The organism is Amycolatopsis antarctica (genome assembly GCF_002262875.1).
Classification (GTDB): domain Bacteria; phylum Actinomycetota; class Actinomycetes; order Mycobacteriales; family Pseudonocardiaceae; genus Amycolatopsis; species Amycolatopsis antarctica.
In genome coordinates, this window is the sequence record NZ_NKYE01000001.1 from 572,750 (window position 1) to 588,917 (window position 16,168).

The 16,168-nt window shown below is 71.1% G+C and carries 15 protein-coding genes and 2 pseudogenes; 13 read left to right on the forward strand and 4 right to left on the reverse strand.

Annotated elements, in window-relative coordinates; genetic code table 11:
- Nucleotides 1-36 precede the first annotated feature (36 nt).
- The 3 genes from dapE (at nt 37) to CFN78_RS02810 (ending at nt 2,572) form a co-directional block, all read left to right on the forward strand.
- A complete protein-coding gene (gene dapE / locus CFN78_RS02800; protein WP_094860892.1) occupies nt 37-1,131 on the forward strand; it encodes a succinyl-diaminopimelate desuccinylase in 1,095 nt (364 codons plus the stop codon).
- Between the two features lie 101 nt (nt 1,132-1,232).
- Nucleotides 1,233-2,006, forward strand: coding sequence for an LOG family protein (locus CFN78_RS02805; protein ID WP_240519224.1), 774 nt, complete (start codon nt 1,233-1,235; stop codon nt 2,004-2,006).
- 2 nt (nt 2,007-2,008) lie between these two features.
- Nucleotides 2,009-2,572, forward strand: coding sequence for an LOG family protein (locus CFN78_RS02810; RefSeq protein WP_094860894.1), 564 nt, complete (start codon nt 2,009-2,011; stop codon nt 2,570-2,572).
- A gap of 36 nt (nt 2,573-2,608) precedes the next feature.
- Here the strand turns inward: CFN78_RS02810 and CFN78_RS02815 are convergent, their stop codons facing one another.
- On the reverse strand, nt 2,609-3,280 hold the full coding sequence (locus CFN78_RS02815; RefSeq protein WP_094860895.1) for a lysophospholipid acyltransferase family protein: 672 nt from the start codon (nt 3,278-3,280) through the stop codon (nt 2,609-2,611).
- Nucleotides 3,281-3,327: 47 nt separating this feature from the next.
- On the opposite strand from CFN78_RS02815, the gene CFN78_RS02820 reads away from it, so the two are divergent.
- The 5 genes and pseudogenes from CFN78_RS02820 to CFN78_RS02840 all read left to right on the forward strand — a co-directional run bounded on the left by CFN78_RS02820 (nt 3,328) and on the right by CFN78_RS02840 (nt 8,486).
- On the forward strand, nt 3,328-4,254 hold the full coding sequence (locus CFN78_RS02820) for a glucosyl-3-phosphoglycerate synthase (protein WP_094861111.1): 927 nt from the start codon (nt 3,328-3,330) through the stop codon (nt 4,252-4,254).
- Between the two features lie 813 nt (nt 4,255-5,067).
- The gene (locus tag CFN78_RS02825; protein WP_094860896.1) at nt 5,068-6,183 is read left to right on the forward strand and encodes an HNH endonuclease signature motif containing protein; all 1,116 of its coding nucleotides are present in this window, start codon (nt 5,068-5,070) and stop codon (nt 6,181-6,183) included.
- A 763-nt stretch (nt 6,184-6,946) separates the two neighbouring features.
- A pseudogene (locus CFN78_RS29445) lies at nt 6,947-7,237 on the forward strand (DivIVA domain-containing protein); the annotation flags it as partial.
- Between the two features lie 221 nt (nt 7,238-7,458).
- Nucleotides 7,459-7,917: an SRPBCC family protein gene (locus CFN78_RS02835; protein WP_094860897.1), complete on the forward strand. Its 459-nt coding sequence runs from the start codon at nt 7,459-7,461 to the stop codon at nt 7,915-7,917.
- Complete coding sequence (locus CFN78_RS02840) at nt 7,914-8,486, forward strand: DNA-3-methyladenine glycosylase I (RefSeq protein WP_094860898.1); 573 nt, start codon at nt 7,914-7,916, stop codon at nt 8,484-8,486. The genes CFN78_RS02835 and CFN78_RS02840 overlap by 4 nt, the downstream gene beginning before the upstream one ends.
- A 222-nt stretch (nt 8,487-8,708) precedes the next feature.
- Here CFN78_RS02840 and CFN78_RS02845 read toward each other — a convergent pair whose 3' ends face one another.
- Nucleotides 8,709-9,503: an enoyl-CoA hydratase-related protein gene (locus CFN78_RS02845; protein ID WP_094860899.1), complete on the reverse strand. Its 795-nt coding sequence runs from the start codon at nt 9,501-9,503 to the stop codon at nt 8,709-8,711.
- 189 nt (nt 9,504-9,692) lie between these two features.
- Between CFN78_RS02845 and CFN78_RS02850 the strand changes: the two genes are divergently transcribed.
- Complete coding sequence (locus CFN78_RS02850; RefSeq protein ID WP_091294302.1) at nt 9,693-9,860, forward strand: DUF3117 domain-containing protein; 168 nt, start codon at nt 9,693-9,695, stop codon at nt 9,858-9,860.
- Between the two features lie 159 nt (nt 9,861-10,019).
- On the forward strand, nt 10,020-11,510 hold the full coding sequence (locus CFN78_RS02855; protein WP_094860900.1) for a leucyl aminopeptidase family protein: 1,491 nt from the start codon (nt 10,020-10,022) through the stop codon (nt 11,508-11,510).
- Nucleotides 11,511-11,614: 104 nt separating this feature from the next.
- Here the strand turns inward: CFN78_RS02855 and CFN78_RS02860 are convergent, their stop codons facing one another.
- A complete protein-coding gene (locus CFN78_RS02860; RefSeq protein WP_094860901.1) occupies nt 11,615-12,532 on the reverse strand; it encodes a LysR family transcriptional regulator in 918 nt (305 codons plus the stop codon).
- Nucleotides 12,533-12,626: 94 nt separating this feature from the next.
- On the opposite strand from CFN78_RS02860, the pseudogene CFN78_RS02865 reads away from it, so the two are divergent.
- Nucleotides 12,627-13,751 (forward strand): annotated as a pseudogene (locus CFN78_RS02865) (MFS transporter); the annotation flags it as partial.
- An 11-nt stretch (nt 13,752-13,762) separates the two neighbouring features.
- Here CFN78_RS02865 and CFN78_RS02870 read toward each other — a convergent pair.
- The gene (locus tag CFN78_RS02870; protein ID WP_094860902.1) at nt 13,763-14,425 is read right to left on the reverse strand and encodes an O-methyltransferase; all 663 of its coding nucleotides are present in this window, start codon (nt 14,423-14,425) and stop codon (nt 13,763-13,765) included.
- Nucleotides 14,426-14,643: 218 nt separating this feature from the next.
- Here CFN78_RS02870 and sigE point away from each other — a divergent pair, with 218 nt between their 5' ends.
- Together sigE and CFN78_RS02880 are read left to right on the forward strand one after the other, a co-directional pair.
- Nucleotides 14,644-15,285: an RNA polymerase sigma factor SigE gene (gene sigE / locus CFN78_RS02875; RefSeq protein ID WP_094860903.1), complete on the forward strand. Its 642-nt coding sequence runs from the start codon at nt 14,644-14,646 to the stop codon at nt 15,283-15,285.
- A complete protein-coding gene (locus CFN78_RS02880) occupies nt 15,282-15,965 on the forward strand; it encodes a zf-HC2 domain-containing protein (RefSeq protein WP_094860904.1) in 684 nt (227 codons plus the stop codon). The genes sigE and CFN78_RS02880 overlap by 4 nt, the downstream gene beginning before the upstream one ends.
- Nucleotides 15,966-16,168 lie beyond the last annotated feature (203 nt).

The window sequence follows — 16,168 nt, forward strand, 5'->3', positions numbered from 1 at the left end:
CCGGCGCGGGCACCGTCGTCGGTACCGTGACGTGCCATGACCTCGTCTCCCGCCCCGCTCGACCTGACCGCCGACCCCGCCGAACTGACCGCCGCGCTCGTCGACATCGAGAGCGTCTCCGGCGACGAGGCGGCCATCGCGGACGCGGTGCAGGCCGCGCTGTGGGCGCAGGCCCCGCACCTGGAGGTGATCCGCGACGGGGACGCCGTGCTGGCGCGGACGAACCTCGGCCGGGACTCCCGCGCCGTGCTCGCCGGGCATCTGGACACCGTGCCGGTGAACGAGAACCTTCCGCTGCGCCGCACCGGTTCCGCGGACTCCGCCGACGGCGAGGTGCTGCACGGGCTCGGCACGGTGGACATGAAGGGCGGCGTCGCCGTCTTCCTGCACCTGGCGGCGACACTGCCGCGACCGCGGCACGACGTCACCTTCGTCTTCTACGACTGCGAGGAGGTGGAGGCGGCACGCAACGGGCTGGGCCGGATCGAGCGCACCCTGCCCGAGTGGCTGCGCGGGGAGCTGGCGATCGTCGGCGAACCGTCCAACGCCGCCATCGAGGCCGGCTGTCAGGGCACGATGCGCGTCGAGCTGCGCTGCACCGGCACCCGCGCGCACACGGCCCGCGGGTGGATGGGTGTCAACGCGATCCACGCTCTCGGCGAACCCTTGGCACGCCTGGCTTCCTACCAGGCGCGGGTGGTGGACATCGACGGGCTGACCTACCGCGAAGGGCTTCAGGCGGTGGGCATCGGCGGCGGGGTCGCGGGCAACGTCGTACCGGACGAGGCGGTGCTGTCGGTGAACCACCGTTTCGCCCCGGACCGCTCGGCCGCCGATGCGGAGGCGCACCTGCGCGAGGTGTTCGACGGCTACGAACTGTCCGTTGTGGACTCCTCACCCGGTGCGCTGCCCGGCCTGGGCGCCCCGGCGGCGGCGGAACTGGTGGCCGCGGCGGGCGGTAAGGCCGCCGCGAAACTCGGCTGGACCGATGTGTCCCGGTTCGCCGCCCTGGGCATGCCCGCCGTCAACCTCGGCCCCGGCGACCCGACACTGGCGCACACCCGGCAGGAACACGTCCGCGCCGACGAGATCCGGGCGGTCGCCGAGACGCTGCGGACTTTCCTGCGCTGACACCGTGTTCGCCCGGCCGGTGGCGCCTGGCAACCGGTTCGTCACCGAGAAGAACGACGCGGTCCACGCGGGCGGCGGGTGCGGTCACTAGGATCGCGGGGGTGACGGAACAGACGAACGGCTTCTCCGAGCACCCACCGGAACGACACCGCGGCCCCGTGGTGCTCCGGGGCAGCGGTGACGCGGACGCCTCCACCACCGACCAGCGGCTGCTCGACTCGCGGGGGCCGAGCGACTGGGTGCACACCGACCCCTGGCGTGTCCTGCGGATCCAGGCCGAGTTCGTCGAGGGCTTCGGCGCGCTCGCCGAGGTACCCCGCGCGGTCACCGTGTTCGGCTCGGCCCGCACCAAACGCGACCACCCCGAATACCAGCTCGGCCGGGACATCGGTGCGGCGCTGGCCGGTGCCGGGTTCGCGACGATCACCGGCGGCGGCCCCGGCGCGATGGAGGCGGTCAACCGCGGCGCCCGCGACGCCGGCGGCATGTCCATCGGCCTGGGTATCGAGCTGCCGTTCGAGCAGGGCTTCAACCCGTGGGTCGACCTCGGCGTGAACTTCCGCTACTTCTTCGCCCGCAAGACGATGTTCGTCAAGTACTCGCAGGCGTTCATCTGCCTGCCCGGCGGGTTCGGCACGCTCGACGAGCTGTTCGAGGCGCTCACGCTGGTTCAGACCAAGAAGGTGACCAAGTTCCCGGTGGTGCTGTTCGGCACGAAGTACTGGGGCGGGCTGTACGAGTGGATCAAGGACTCGCTCTACGCCGAGGGCAAGATCGGCGAGCAGGACCTGCAGCTGCTGCACCTCACCGACGACATCGACGATGCCGTCAATGTCGTCCTCAAGGCGTACCAGGCGTGGGAGGAGACCCACTAGTCATGCGGATCTGCGTCTTCTGTGGTTCCGCGACCGGCAACGGCACGCGGTACGCCGAGGCCGCCGCGGCCCTCGGCGAGCTGCTGGCCGGTCGCGGCATCGGCCTCGTCTACGGCGGCGCCAAGGTCGGCACCATGGGCATCCTCGCCGACGCCGCGCTCGCCGCGGGCGGCGAGGTGATCGGCGTGATCCCGGAAAAGCTGATGACGGTGGAGGTCGGCCACGACGCGCTGACCGAGCTGCACGTCGTCGCCGACATGCACGAGCGCAAGGCGAAGATGGCCGAGCTGTGCGACGGGTTCATCGCCCTGCCCGGTGGCGCCGGCACGCTGGAGGAACTGTTCGAGGTGTGGACCTGGGCGCAGCTCGGCATCCACGCGAAGCCGATCGGGCTGGTGGACGTCGGCGGCTACTACGCCCCGCTGCGCTCGTTCGTCGAGCACATGGTGTCCGAGGGCTTCCTCCGGGCGGAGCATCGCGACCTGCTGTTCGTCGACACCGAACCGGCTGCCCTGGTCGACGCCTTCGCCACCTGGAAACCGTCGTCCGTCGACAAGTGGACCTGACGCCCTGATCCGGCCCTGACCCGGCAGCCGCTCGCGTCAGGCGGAGTCGTCGGGGCGCTTGTGGTACCGGTCGACGTACTGCTGCTCGGACAGTTCGAGGATCGCGTACATGATCTCGTCGGTGACCGAACGCCGGATCGCGGGCGAGTTGTCCATGCCGTCGTAGCGGGAGAACTCCAGCGGGTCGCCGAACCGGACGCTGATCGGCGTGACCCTCGGGACGCGCCTGCCTTTCGGCTGGAGCTTCTCCGTTCCGCTCAGTGCCACCGGAACCACCGTGGCCCCGGTGGCCAGGGCCAGCGCGGCGACGCCGGTGTGGCCGCGGTGCAGGTTGCCGTCGAGTGAACGGGTGCCCTCGGGGTAGATGCCGAAGGCGCCACCGTCGTCGAGCACGCGCCGGGCGGACTCCAGGGCGGCGAGCCCGGCCATCGCGTTGCCGCGCTCCACCGGGACGTAGCCGAGTGCGGTCAGGAAGTTCGCCATGACGCGGCCCCGGACGCCCTTGCCGGTGAAGTACTCGGCCTTGCCGAGGAACTTGACCGGACGCGGAGTGACGATCGGGATGATCGCCGTGTCGAGCGCGGCGTTGTGGTTGGCGGCGAGAATCACCGGCCCGGTGAGGGGGACCTTGTCCGCGTCCCGCACCTCCGGCCGCCAGATCAGCCGCACCAGGGGCGCCAGCAACCAGCGGATCAGCAGGTGTAACACGTCTCCTCCAACGGGGTGTGAACCTCAAGCATGGCACGATCGGGCGCATGCTTGCCGAGACGAGTGCCTGGTTCGCGCGGCGGACCTGGCAGGCCGCGCCGTGGACCGCCGGGGAACTGCTGCGGCTCAAGGGGTCACGCACCGTGTCGGTCGTGCTGCCCGCGCTGGACGAGGAGGCCACCGTCGCCCGGGTGGTCGCCTCGGTCCGGCCACTGCTCGGGTCCATTGTGGACGAGATCGTGGTGATGGACTCCGGTTCGTCCGATCGCACGGCCGCGGTCGCCGCCGCCGCGGGGGCGCGGGTCGTCGGCCGTGCGGAGGTGCTGCCGGACTGGGAGCCGAGGCCGGGCAAGGGTGAGGTGTTGTGGCGTTCGCTGGCCGCGACTTCCGGCGACCTGGTGGTGTTCCTGGACTCCGACCTCGTCGACCCCGATCCGGACTTCGTTCCCGCGCTGCTCGGGCCGTTGCTTGCCGAGGAGGGGGTGCGGCTGGTCAAGGGTTTCTACCGGCGGCCGCTGCGGCTGGAGTCCGCCGAGAACGGCACCGGGGGCGGGCGGGTCACCGAGCTGCTGGCGCGTCCACTGCTCGCCGCCTTACGTCCCGCGCTGTCGGGTTTGGTGCAGCCGTTGGGGGGCGAGTACGCCGCCACCCGGGAGACGCTCGAAGCGCTGCCGTTCGCTGCCGGGTATGGCGTCGAGATCGGTTTGCTGCTCGACGTCGAAGCGCGCCACGGCGTCGATACGCTGGCACAGGTCAACCTCGGCGTGCGCAAGCACCGGAACCGCTCGCTGCTGCAACTCGGTGTCATGTCGCGGCAGATCCTCGGTACGACGCTGGGTCGGTGCGGGATCGACCAGAACGTCGAGGCGTTGACGCAGTTCGTTCAGGTGGGTGGTGAATGGGTGCCCGATGCCACGGAGGTGCTCGTCGCGGACCGGCCGCCGATGCGGGAAGTGTCCGCGGCGCGGGGGTGAACTCGTCTTCGTTCCGTTTCCCGGGGCGGTTCTGATTCGCTGGCGTTTGGCTGGGGGCTGGGGGATTGGTTTGGTCTGGGGCTTGCTTTTGGCTGCTCTGGTCGCTTTTGGGGTGGCGGGTTCGGTTCTTGGGGCTGTACGGTTCCGGGTGGGTTTCTCGGGTTTGCGGCACGCCTTCGGCGGGCCGTGTGAAACTGTCGCTTCTCGGGGCGTTTGCCGTTGTTGGTCGCCAGCGACAGTTCCCCACGGGACGGGTTTCTCGGTGTCGGTTTTTTCTCGGTGCGGGTTGGTTGTCGCGTTTGTTTAGTGCGCGGCGTTCGGGCTTGTTCCCCTGCTGTTGCGTTCGGTTGTCCTTCGGTGAGTGCATTGGTGGCGTGGGCGGCTTGGGCGGCATTGGCCGTCCGGGTTTCTGACTGCACAGCGGCGCTGGTCGCGTTCGGGTGTTGTGAGGTCGGCGAAGGCCTGGCGCTGGGGGATTCGTCGACGTGTCGATATTGCGTCGCGCGCGTAGTGGCTCGATCCGTCGACTCCTCGTGGATACGACGTCAATACCGGAAGCGTTTCTCTGGTTCTCCTCGTTTCGGTCGACGGGTCTACGCATGAATGGACCGTTCGTTGTTAGGGGTGCTCGATGGTGTGATTGGAATTGTTCGGGGGTGTCGGTAGAATGGGTTCATGATCGATGGGGGATCTGTTGAGGTTCGGTTGGCTGCGATTCTTGATTTGGATTCGCGGGAAACGGTGCGGGTTGATCACGGGGGTCTGGCTGGTGTTCGACTGTCTTCGTTGTCGGCGCGGGGGCTTCTTCGGGTGATGCGCGATGCCGAGGTCGCCCGATCGCGTGCGGAAGCTGTGCAGGTGCGGGCGGTGGCTCGGTTCGCGGCGTTGTCGGAGGAGCCGCGTGGGGTGGCGGCGGAGGTCGCGTTGACCCTGGCCACCACCGAGCACCGTGCACAGCGGATGGTGGCGCACGCCCAGGCGTTGACTTCTCGACTACCGGAAACGTTGGCCGCTCTGGACACCGGCGTCGTCGACAGCTACAAGGCATCCAAGATCGTCGATGCCACCAACCCGCTATCGGACGAGCACGCCACTGCCGTGGACGCGGCGATGGTGGGTCGGCTCGACGGGCGGAATCCGTCCAGCATTCGCCGCGCCGCCGTGCGGCAAGTCGTGGCCGTCGATCCGGACGGGCATGCTGAGCGGGCCCGGAAACGACGTCTGGAACGCAGCGTGCAGTTGGTGCACCAGGACGACGCCATGAGCACCCTGATCGCCGATCTGCCCACCGAGACCGCCACGGCGATCTACGCACGCGTGGATCGGATCGCGAAGACCCTGCGCGGTGGTGGCGAAACCCGCACCCTGGAACAACTCCGTGCCGACGTGTTCGCCGAACTCTGCCTCGGCCACCGCACCGCCGAGACACGTACAGAAGTTTTCGTGCACGTCGCCGCGACCACCCTGGCCGGGGCCGACGACCATCCCGCCGAGCTGTCCGGTCACGGGCCGGTACCGGCCTGGCTGGCCCGCCACCTCGCCACCCGCCCGGACTCGGTGCTACGCAAGGTCGTCACCGACCCGGTCACCGGGACGGTGCGTGACGTTGGGCGGGCCCGCTACCGGCCACCCGCGGCGTTGGCCGAGTTGACGAAGGTGCGTGACCGGGAATGCCGGATGCCCGGCTGCCACCGACCCTCACACGTATCCGACATCGACCACACCCAGGACTGGGCACGAGGGGGCAAAACCAGCGCCGACAATCTGACCGGGCTGTGCCGACGACACCACCGCCTCAAAGACCTCCCCGGCTGGCACTTCGCCACCGACAACACCGGCGCCCTGCACATCACCACCCCCACCGGCAACGTCCACACCAGCCGACCCGAACCCCTCCACCCACGAACATCCCCGCCGGCCCCTTTCTGACCTGCCCAGCCGACAACCGCGGCCCACGCCCGGCGCACGCCGACGAGTTCCCACCGACAGGCCGGACCAGTGGGAAAGCGCTGCATTCGGCCCGATGGCCCAGGTGAAGACTCGTCTCGATTGCTTACACGGCTGACCGTGCGCTGACCGGCTGTGCCGTTCTGTGTTGTCGCCTGAGCTGGACGCCAGAGGTGGCTACCGAGGTAACGGTTGCCGGAGCTGGGCACCGGACTAGTGGTACCAGAGCCGTGCCTGCCGGGGCATTGGATACCGGAGTAACGGTTGCCGGAGGTGGTGACCGGAGCTGGTTGTCAGAGGTGCCTACCGAACCAGTGCCTACCGAACCAGTGCCTACCGAACCGGTGCCTACCGAACCGCCAGCGCACACGAAGGCGCCATCCTGCGGCAAGGGACCGGACGCCCCACGCTCGCCGATCACCGGGGCGGCCGGTGCCGAGCCGGACCGACGGGGGTACGGGAGGCCCGCGACACGCAGCGCCCCACCGCAGTGGCCAGGTGACCCGACACGCAACTGGACCGTGCTGACCGGTCCGTGGGGAACTGCCGCTGGTGACCGTCGACGGCGAACGACCCGGGGAGCGGCGGTTTCTCACGGCGCGCCGAAGGCGTGCCTGAAACCCGGGGACACCACGACGACGCCTGCGTCGGCCCCGATCCGTACCTGCCTCACCGGGCCCCAGCCTGCCGTCCGAGTACCTGTACTGGCGCGACGTCAGACGGTCCCCTGTGTCACGATCGTCGCGTGACCACCGCGCTGATCTATCTCGTCGTCATGCTCCTCGTGGCGGCCGTGGTGTTCCTGCTCGCGGCCCTGGTGTTCGGCCGCGGCGAGGAACTCGCCCCACTGGCACCCGGCAGCTCCCCGACGCGGCTGCCCGCGGACGATGTCACCGGCGAGGATGTCACCGGCGTCCGTTTCCAGACGGTGCTGCGTGGATACAAGATGACCGAGGTCGACTGGGTGCTGCGCAAACTCGGTACCGAGGTGGACACCCTGCGCGCCCGCGTCGCCGAACTCGAATCCGCAGACCGCCGGCCGGCACAGATCCAGGCCCCCGGCCAGCACAGCCCGCCCGGCCAGAGCCAGGCCCCCAGCCAGCACAACCAGCCCGACCAGGACACCCAGAGCCAGGAAACCCAGGCCCCCGGCCAGCACAGCCAGCCCGACCAGGACAGCCAGGACACCCAGCCCGGCCAGCACAGCCGCAGGCAGGGCCACGGCCAGCATCGGCGCGATGAGCGGGAGTCCGCGCAGTGACCGCCGACGTGACCCTCTCGGTCGCGGTCGCCGCCCCCGCGGGCACCACCTGGCTCGCGCTCACCGACTGGGAACGGCAGGGCGAGTGGATGCTGGGCACGGAGGTGCGCGTGGCCGAGGGCAACGGCCGCAGCGTCGGCTCCACCCTCTCCGCGTTCACCGGCATCGGCGGCATCGGATTCACCGACACCATGGAGATCGTCAGCTGGGAACCGCCGCTGCGCTGCACCGTGCGGCACCTGGGCAAGATCGTCCGTGGGACGGGGGCGTTCCACGTTCAGGAGAAGGGGCCGCAGCGGTCGGTGTTCGTCTGGTCGGAGCAGCTCCAGCTTCCGCTGGGCATCGTCGGCAGGCTCGGCTGGCCTCTCGTCCGCCCGGTGTTCACCCTCGGCCTGCGCCACTCGCTGGACAGGTTCGCTCGCTACGCCGAGTCCTACGTCGTGGGTGCCGAGTGACCGGACTGCTCGGCACCGACGCCGTCCCCCGCTGCCCCTGGGGCAACACCGCGCCGGACTACGCCGAGTACCACGACACCGAATGGGGTTTCCCGCTGCACGGCCAGACCGCGCTGTTCGAGCGGATCAGCCTGGAGTCGTTCCAGTCCGGCCTGTCCTGGATCATCATCCTGCGCAAACGGGAGGGCTTCCGGACGGCGTTCGAGGGTTTCGACCCGGAGCAGGTCGCCGCCTTCGGCGACGAGGACGTCGCCCGGCTGCTCGCCGACGCCGGCATCGTCCGCAACCGGGCGAAGATCGTGGCCACGATCGGCAACGCCCGTGCGATCGCCCGGCTCGACCGTCCGCTGGACGAACTGCTCTGGTCCTTCGCCCCGGACCACACCGGCCGGAAGCGACCGGTGGAGCTGTCCGACGTCCCCGCGGTGACCCCGGAGTCGACGGCGATGGCCAAGGACCTGAAGAAGCGTGGCTTCGCCTTCGTCGGCCCCACCACCTGCTACGCACTCATGCAGGCCACCGGCATGGTCGACGACCACCTGGCCGGCTGTTTCCGTGCCGCCGTCTGAGCCGCCCGGTTCCCACACGCGCCGCAGGGGCATCCCAGAAGCGCCGGTGTCAGCGGAAACCTTGTGGCGGAAGGCATGCCGACCGGCGCGCCGGACCCGTCCGGCGGGCGAGCGGGACACCTGGCGACCCGAGCGGTCCACAGTGGACGCCACCGGTGGCCCGGCGAGGCCGACCGCGCGTGTTCCGGCGGGAACCCGGCGATCGGGTTCCCGCCGGAAGGGTCACTTGCCGGTGAACTCCGGCTTGCGCTTGGCGACGAACGCCTCGACGGCCTCCCGGTGGTCGGCCGTCACGCCCAGCGTGGTCTGCACCTCGTTCTCCTTGTCGAGCGCCTGACCGAGCGTGCTCTCCGAGGCCGTGGTGAGCGCGTCCTTGATCCGGGCGTACGCCGCGGTCGGCCCGGCGGCCAGCTTCGCCGCCACGGCCTGGGCCCTCGCCGCCAGCTCGGCGGCGGGCACGACCTCGCCGACCAGTCCGATGCGCAGCGCCTCCTCGGCGTCGACCGAGCGGGCCAGCAGCATCAGCTCGGCCGCCCTGCCGTAGCCGATCAGTCGCTGCAGGGTCCACGAGGCGCCGGTGTCCGGGCCGAGCCCGACGTTCGCGAACGCCATCAGGAAACTCGCCGAGTCGGCGGCGATCCGCAGGTCACTGGCGTAGGCCAGGGCCGCTCCGGCGCCCGCGGCCGAGCCGTTGACCGCCGCGATCACCGGCTTCGGCAGCTCCACCACGGCCCGCACGATCGGGTTGTAGTGCTCGGTGACCGTCCGCAGCGGGGACGGGTCCTTGGCCTGCAGGAGCCCGATGTGCTCCTTGAGGTCCTGTCCGGCGCAGAACGCCTTGCCCGCCCCGGTGAGCACCACCGCACGCACGGCGGTGTCGGTGGCCGCGTCGGTGAGCGCGTCGAGGAGCCGCTCCTTGAGCAGTCGCGTGAACGAGTTGTAGGCGGCCGGGCGGTTGAGCGTCAGGGTGCGCACGCCGTCGGCGTCGGCGATCTGCAGAACTTCTTCCGTGGTCACGAATCTCCTCCGAGTCGGTCCTCGTCGGCAGCAGTCTGACAGTCCGGGAAGCGGCATACCAGCACCGATGCCCAGGCGTTAAGATCGGTCCGGCGACACGCCCGCGCGCTGATGAGGGACAATGGTCCATACCCGGTTGGCTTTGGTGAGCGCGACCCGGGCGCGTCGGTGATACGGAGGGAGCACGCTATGGCGGCCATGAAGCCCCGGACCGGAGATGGTCCCCTCGAAGTGACGAAGGAGGGACGGGGCCTCGTGATGCGCGTACCGCTCGAGGGTGGTGGGCGACTCGTCGTCGAGCTGTCGGCCGAGGAAGCAAAAGATCTCGGTGTCGCCCTGCAGGAGGTCACCGGCTGATCCGGGCTCTCCCCGGCGTCGTAGCCGTATCCGGCTCTTCTTCTCGCGCCCCGGTCCCGCGTCGACGGACCGGGGCCTCTTCGTCGTACACACATGTTCGTCCTACCCATGTGAGCCTCCTCGCGGCGGCTCACTCCCGGACCTGCCTGGAGGCCGTCCATGGCGCGCAAGGTGCTGCCGCCCGTACCCACCCCGCTGATCGACGTCGAGGTGGTGGCCGCAGCGCGACGCCGTTCCCCGCTCGCCGTGCTGGTGCCCGCACCCGACGGGGACACCGGCTGGGAGACCGCCGACGCAGCACTGTTCACCGGGCAGCGGGCGACCGGCAAACCGGGTGAGGTGCGGACGGTCGGCGATCCGGCGTCCAGGGCGCTGTGGCTGGTAGGCGTGGGCGGCGGCACCGCGAAGGACTACCGCACCGCGGGTGCCGCACTGATCCGCGCAGCCGACGCCCACGTCGTGACCGAGACCGAGGCGGACGCCCGGCCTTCGCGCACCGCGCAGGCCGAACTGCCGGACGGCGCGGGTCCGGCCGAGGCGGCCGAGTTCGCCCTCGGCGCGGCCCTGGGCGGCTACACCTTCACCCTCACCGCCGACGATCCGAAGCCGCGCGTCCGTACCCTGCGCCTCGTCGTCGGCCAGGAGACAGCGGTGGCGCCGGTGACCGCGGCTGTCGGCCGCGCGCTGGAACTGGCCGCCGCCTCCGCACTGGCCCGCGACCTCGCCAACACCCCGTCGAACGTCAAGGATCCCGTCTGGCTCGCCGGTACCGCGGAGCGCGTCGCGGCCGCCGCGTCCGGGTTGAGCGTCACCGTGCGGGACGAGCGCTGGCTCGCCGAGCAGGGCTTCGGCGGAGTCCTCGCCGTCGGCGGTGGCTCAGCCTCGCCGCCCCGGCTGATCGAGCTGAGCTACCGGCCCCGAGGGGCCACCACGCACATTCTCCTGGTCGGCAAGGGCATCACCTTCGACACCGGCGGTATTTCCATCAAGCCCGCCGACGGGATGCACCTGATGCGCACCGACATGGCGGGCGGCGGCGCGGTGATCGCGGCGGCCAGGGCGATCGCCAACCTGCGGCTGCCGGTACGGGTGACGGCGCTCGTGCCCTCAGCGGAGAACCACGTGTCCGGCTCCTCGTACCGTCCCGGTGACGTCGTCCGGCACTACGGCGGCACCACGACCGAGGTCGGCAACACCGACGCCGAGGGGCGCATGGTGCTCGCCGACGCGCTCGCCTACGGCATCCGTAAGTTCTCCCCGGACGTCGTGGTGGACGTCGCCACGCTGACCGGTGCGATGAAGCTCAGCCTTGGCGTGCGCACCGGCGGTCTGTTCGCCACCGAGGACGCGCTCGCCGAGCGTGTCGCGGCGGCCGGCGAGCGGGCGGGCGAGGCCTGGTGGCGGATGCCGTTGCTGGAGGACCTCGCCGGGGACGTCCGCGGTGAGATCGCCGACCTGCGCCAGGCGCCGCAGGGGCCGGGCGGCATCGTCGCGGCGCTGTTCCTGCGGGAGTTCACCGGGGGCCTGCCGTGGGCACACCTGGACATCGCGGGCCCCGGCCGGTCGGAGCGCAACTACGCCGAGGTGGTGCCCGGCGGCACCGGGTTCGCCGCGCGCACCCTTGTCGAGTTCGCGGCCTCCTACGCCTGACCGGCCCTCGCAATACGTCGACATATTGCGATACCTTGTGCACGATGGATCGCAATACGTCGACGTATTGCGTTTCTTGGGGGGTTCGGGGGTCGGCAGGCGGGTCAGCGGGTCAGGACGAACTCGCGGAAGGTGCGTACGGCCGGGGTGAGGTAGAGGCCGTCCCGCCAGACCAGGCCGATCGACCGGGTCGCCCTGGGCCGCAGCGGCAGTTCGACCACGCCCGCCGGCAGCGCGGGTTCAAACTGCGGCAGCAGCGCGACGCCCAGGCCCGCCGCGACGAGCCCGCGCACGGTGTCCGACTCCTGGCCCTCGAACGTGATCCGCGGCCGGAAACCCGCCGCCGCGCAGAGTTCGTCGGTGATCTGCCGGACGCCGTAGCCCCGTTCCAGCATCACGAAGTCCTCCTCGGCGAGTTCGGCGACGCGCACCTGCCTGCGTCCGGCGAGCCGGTGCGACTCCGGCACCGACAGCAACAGCTCCTGCTCGGACATAACGTGCCCGGCGAGTGTGTCGTCGCCGGTGGGCAGCGGCGCGACGAACGCGAGATCCACCTCGCCCGCGCGCAGGTGCGCGAGCACGTCGTCCCGGGACCCCTGGACGAGCCGGAACCGTACGTGCGGGTGGTTCCTGCGGAACTCGCGCAGCAGCTCGGGCACCAGCGAACGGCCGAGCAGGTGCAGGAAGCCGAGGACGACGTGGCCGCGACCCGGTTCCAGCTCCTCCCTGGCCTGGCGCGCCCCGGCGGCGAGTTCGGCGAGCGCCCGCTCGGCCCCGGCCACCAGCAGCTTCGCCACGCTGGTGAGCTGGATTCCGCGACCGGCGGGCAGTGTCAGCGGCGCGCCGACCCGCTCGGCCAGCGCGGCCAGGCGCCTGCTCACCGTCGGTTGCGGGACGCCGAGCAGTTCGGCCGCGCGTGTGACGTTGCCCATCCGCCCGAGGGCGACCAGGAGTGCCAGGTCGGGGGCGATGTCGGCGGCAAGCTGGTGATCCGAGGACAGAGCGTCTGTCTCATCCGTCATCGTATGGATTATTGCCGATCTACGTATTAGACGTATCAATTCCTCCCGGCCTAGCGTCGCCCGTGTGCAGAGACGATCTCCGGACACCAGGCGGGTGACCATCGCCGTCGCCGCGGCGGGCATCTCCTCCTTCGCGTTGCTCTACGCGCCACAGCCGGTGCTGCCGCAACTCGCCGCCGACTTCGGCCTCGACCCCGGCGGTGCCTCGCTGGCGGTCAGCGTCGCGACGGCGGCGCTGGCGATCGCGGTGGTGCCGATCGCCGCACTGTCCGAGATCGTCGGCAGGCGCGCGGTGATCATCACCTCGCTGCTCGCGTCCGTGCTGCTCGGCCTGCTGCTGCCGTTCGCGCCCTCCTACGAGGTGCTGCTGGTGCTCCGGGCGCTGCAGGGCGTCGCCATCGCCGGCTTCCCCGGGGTCGCCTCCGCCTACCTGGTCGAACGGCTCGGCGCCACCGGGGTCGCGGCGGCCGTCGGCGCGATGATCGCGGGCAACACCGTCGGCGGCATGACGGGCAGGCTGGCCGCCGGTTTCGCCGCGGACGCCATCGGCTGGCACGGCGCACTCGCCGTCGTCGGCGGGGTGTCGCTGGTGTGCGCGGCCGTCGCCGTGCGCGCGCTTCCCGCCGGACCGCCGCGACGCTCCCGCCGCCCGGTGCCCACCCGTACCGTCCTCAATGGACTCGGCGTCGCCTTGCGCAGCCGGGTGCTGCTCGCCCAGTACGCCGTGGCGCTGCTGGCGATGGGCGCGTTCGTCGGCCTATACAACGTCGCCGGGTTCCGGCTCACCGGCGAACCGCTCGACCTGTCACCCGCGATCGCCTCACTGGTGTTCCTCGCCTATGCGATGGGTTCGGTGTCCTCGCTGGCCGCCGGACGTCTCGTCGGACGCTTCGGCCGGGTGCGGACCAGCCTCGGCGCGCTCGGCCTCACCGCGGCGGGCGCGCTGCTGACCCTGCCCGACTCGCTGCCCCTCGTCGCCACCGGATTCGTCGTGCTCACCGGCGGGTTCTTCGCCGCGCACGCCGTGGCCAACGGCTGGGTGGCCGCCGAGGCACCCGCGCACGCCAGGGGGCAGGCCTCGGGGCTGTACACCCTCGCCTACTACCTGGGCAGCAGTATCGGCGGGACGACGGGCGGCATCGTCTACACCCACGGCGGCTGGACGGCGCTGGTCGGCGCCACCTCCGGCTGGCTCGCGCTGGCCGCGCTGGCCGTGCTCGTGGCGCGCAGTCAGGCCGTGGCGTCCCCGGAGCAGGCCGCCACCAGCAGACCCGAACCGACCGGCAGCAGCGCCGGGGCGAGCCGCTCGTCGTCCCGGACGGCCCTGGTGACCTCCCGCAACGCCAGCGTCTCCGGGTCCCGCCTCGCCGGATCGCCCACCCGGCCGCCCGCCAGCACGTTGTGAAAGACGATGACGCCGCCCGGTCGCAGCAACTGCACGCCGTGCTCGTAGTAGTGCGGATACTCCACGTGCGCGGCGTCGATGAAGACCAGGTCGTAGTTGCCCGAGGTGAGCCGGGGCAGCACGTCGAGCGCGCGCCCCATGATCAGCCGCGCCCGGCCGGAGGGGATCCCGGTCTGGGCGAACGTCTGACGCGCGGCCCGGTGGTACTCCGGCTCGATGTCGATCGAGGTCAGCACGCCGTCCGGGACCATGCCGCGCAGCAGGTACAGCCCGCTGACTCCGACGCCCGTGCCGATCTCGACCACGGCACGCGCCCGCAGCGTCGCCGTCAGAAAGCTGAGCGCGGCGCCCGTCGCGGCGCTCACCGGCACACAGCCGAGGTCGTCCGCACGTCCGCGCGCACCGGCCACTGTCTCGTCGTCGGCCAGATAGCCCTCGACATAGGCGTTCGCGTCGGCCGACGCGGGCAGGCGGATCTCGGGGGTCACCGGAGGAGGTTAGCGCTCAGTGTCGATATATCCGTGCAGGCTCTCCCGACGCGGCGAAGTGCTCAGCCGTTCGAGCCGAAGTCTCAGGCTCCTCTCAGCCCGGTCTCACCAGAACCATAAGCAAGGACGCGAGACTGGGAAGCGTCCTGGAGAACCAGGCGACGCGGGAACACCCGGTGCGCTTCGCGCGTTGGGGGGAAAGTAGGGAGATCAGCCTGATGGAGGTGCCTTCACTGCCGATGCAGAACAGCCAGATGATCGCGCAGCGGCCGACGGCCGCCCAGCCCGCCGTGGTGAGCACGGCAGGCGACCAGGGCGACGCCGCCTGGACGCCCCCGTCGTGGGACGAGGTCGTGCGCGAGCATGCCGACCGCGTCTACCGGCTCGCGTACCGCCTGTCCGGCAACACCCACGACGCGGAGGACCTGACGCAGGAGACCTTCATCAGGGTGTTCCGCTCGCTGGCGTCCTACAAGCCCGGCACCTTCGAGGGCTGGCTGCACCGCATCACCACCAACCTGTTCCTGGACATGGCGCGCCGCCGTTCCCGGGTGCGCATGGAGGGGCTGCCGGAGGACACCGACCGCATCGTCGGTGACGACCCGAGCCCCGAACAGGTGTGGTCCGACACGCACCTCGACCCCGATCTGCAGGCCGCGCTCGACGAGTTGCCGCCCGAGTTCCGCGCCGCCGTCGTGCTCTGCGACGTCGAAGGCCTCTCCTACGAGGAGATCGGCGCGACGCTCGACGTGAAGCTGGGCACCGTCCGCAGCCGGATCCACCGCGGCCGTCAGGCGCTGCGCGCCTCGATGGAGCGCCGGCGCGCGCAGCGCACCGAGATCGCGGAGATGGCGGTATGACCGAAGCCCGGGGCTGGAGCCTGCCCGAATCCCACCTGCTGCCCGACGCGGTGGTGGCGTTCGTGGACGGCGAGCTGACGCTCGGAGCACGTGAGCGGGCCGCCGCGCACGCCGCGCGCTGCCCGGGCTGCGCCGCCGACATCGCCGCCCAGCGCCAGGTCCGGTCCGCGGTACAGGACGCGGGAGCGCCATCGATGTCCGATGGTTTCCTCGCCAGCCTGCGCTCCATCCCACAGGACACCGAACTTCCCACCGCGCCGGACAACCTGGCGATCACCGAGGACGGTCAGCTCGTCGCCATCCAGCGCCCGGACCGGTTCGCCGCACTCGGCGGCCTCGGCGGCGCCCCACTGGGGTCGGGTGCACCCCTGGGTACGTCCGCGCCGCTGGGCAACTCCGAGAAGGTGCTCGGCGGCAGGCGCCGCGCCGCACAGGGTGCGGGTGTCGTCGTGTCCGGCCTGGTGCTGAGTGCACTCGCGCTCGTCGTCGTCGCCCCCGACGAGGAGGGCGAGCGGGCCCCGGTGCCCGGCGCCCCCACGGCAGGGGTGCTGCGCGCGCAGTTCGGTACCACCGCCCCGCCCGCTCCACCCTCGTCGACGGCTCCGCCGTCGAAGCAGGTTCCGGCCACGGGCAGCTCCCCGCTCAGCACAGCCACGGCCGCGCCATGGCAGGCCCGCTGATCCGCTCGCATCCGCGTCGCCGCACGGCGTCCCGGCCGCGACCCGACGCCGACTTCACCGGCTCCACGGCACACTTTCCGCAGTAACGGCTTGGCGTATGGTCACCGGCGGCGCCGCAGTGGCGACGAGGGCGAGTGGGCCGGACACCGGACCCGGAGAGCAAGGAGCGTTGACGAGCGTGGCGATGAATCGCTCCCGGCGGC

Bases quoted from the DNA above. Each gene is read 5' to 3' on its own strand.
- CFN78_RS02820 (WP_094861111.1), top strand. From the start codon at position 3,328: ATGCTTGCCGAGACGAGTGCCTGGTTCGCGCGGCGGACCTGGCAGGCC.
- sigE (WP_094860903.1), top strand. From the start codon at position 14,644: ATGGAGGTGCCTTCACTGCCGATGCAGAACAGCCAGATGATCGCGCAG.
- CFN78_RS02880 (WP_094860904.1), top strand. From the start codon at position 15,282: ATGACCGAAGCCCGGGGCTGGAGCCTGCCCGAATCCCACCTGCTGCCC.
- CFN78_RS02850 (WP_091294302.1), top strand. From the start codon at position 9,693: ATGGCGGCCATGAAGCCCCGGACCGGAGATGGTCCCCTCGAAGTGACG.
- CFN78_RS02810 (WP_094860894.1), top strand. From the start codon at position 2,009: ATGCGGATCTGCGTCTTCTGTGGTTCCGCGACCGGCAACGGCACGCGG.
- dapE (WP_094860892.1), top strand. From the start codon at position 37: ATGACCTCGTCTCCCGCCCCGCTCGACCTGACCGCCGACCCCGCCGAA.
- CFN78_RS02825 (WP_094860896.1), top strand. From the start codon at position 5,068: ATGCGCGATGCCGAGGTCGCCCGATCGCGTGCGGAAGCTGTGCAGGTG.
- CFN78_RS02855 (WP_094860900.1), top strand. From the start codon at position 10,020: ATGGCGCGCAAGGTGCTGCCGCCCGTACCCACCCCGCTGATCGACGTC.
- CFN78_RS02860 (WP_094860901.1), bottom strand. From the start codon at position 12,532: ATGACGGATGAGACAGACGCTCTGTCCTCGGATCACCAGCTTGCCGCC.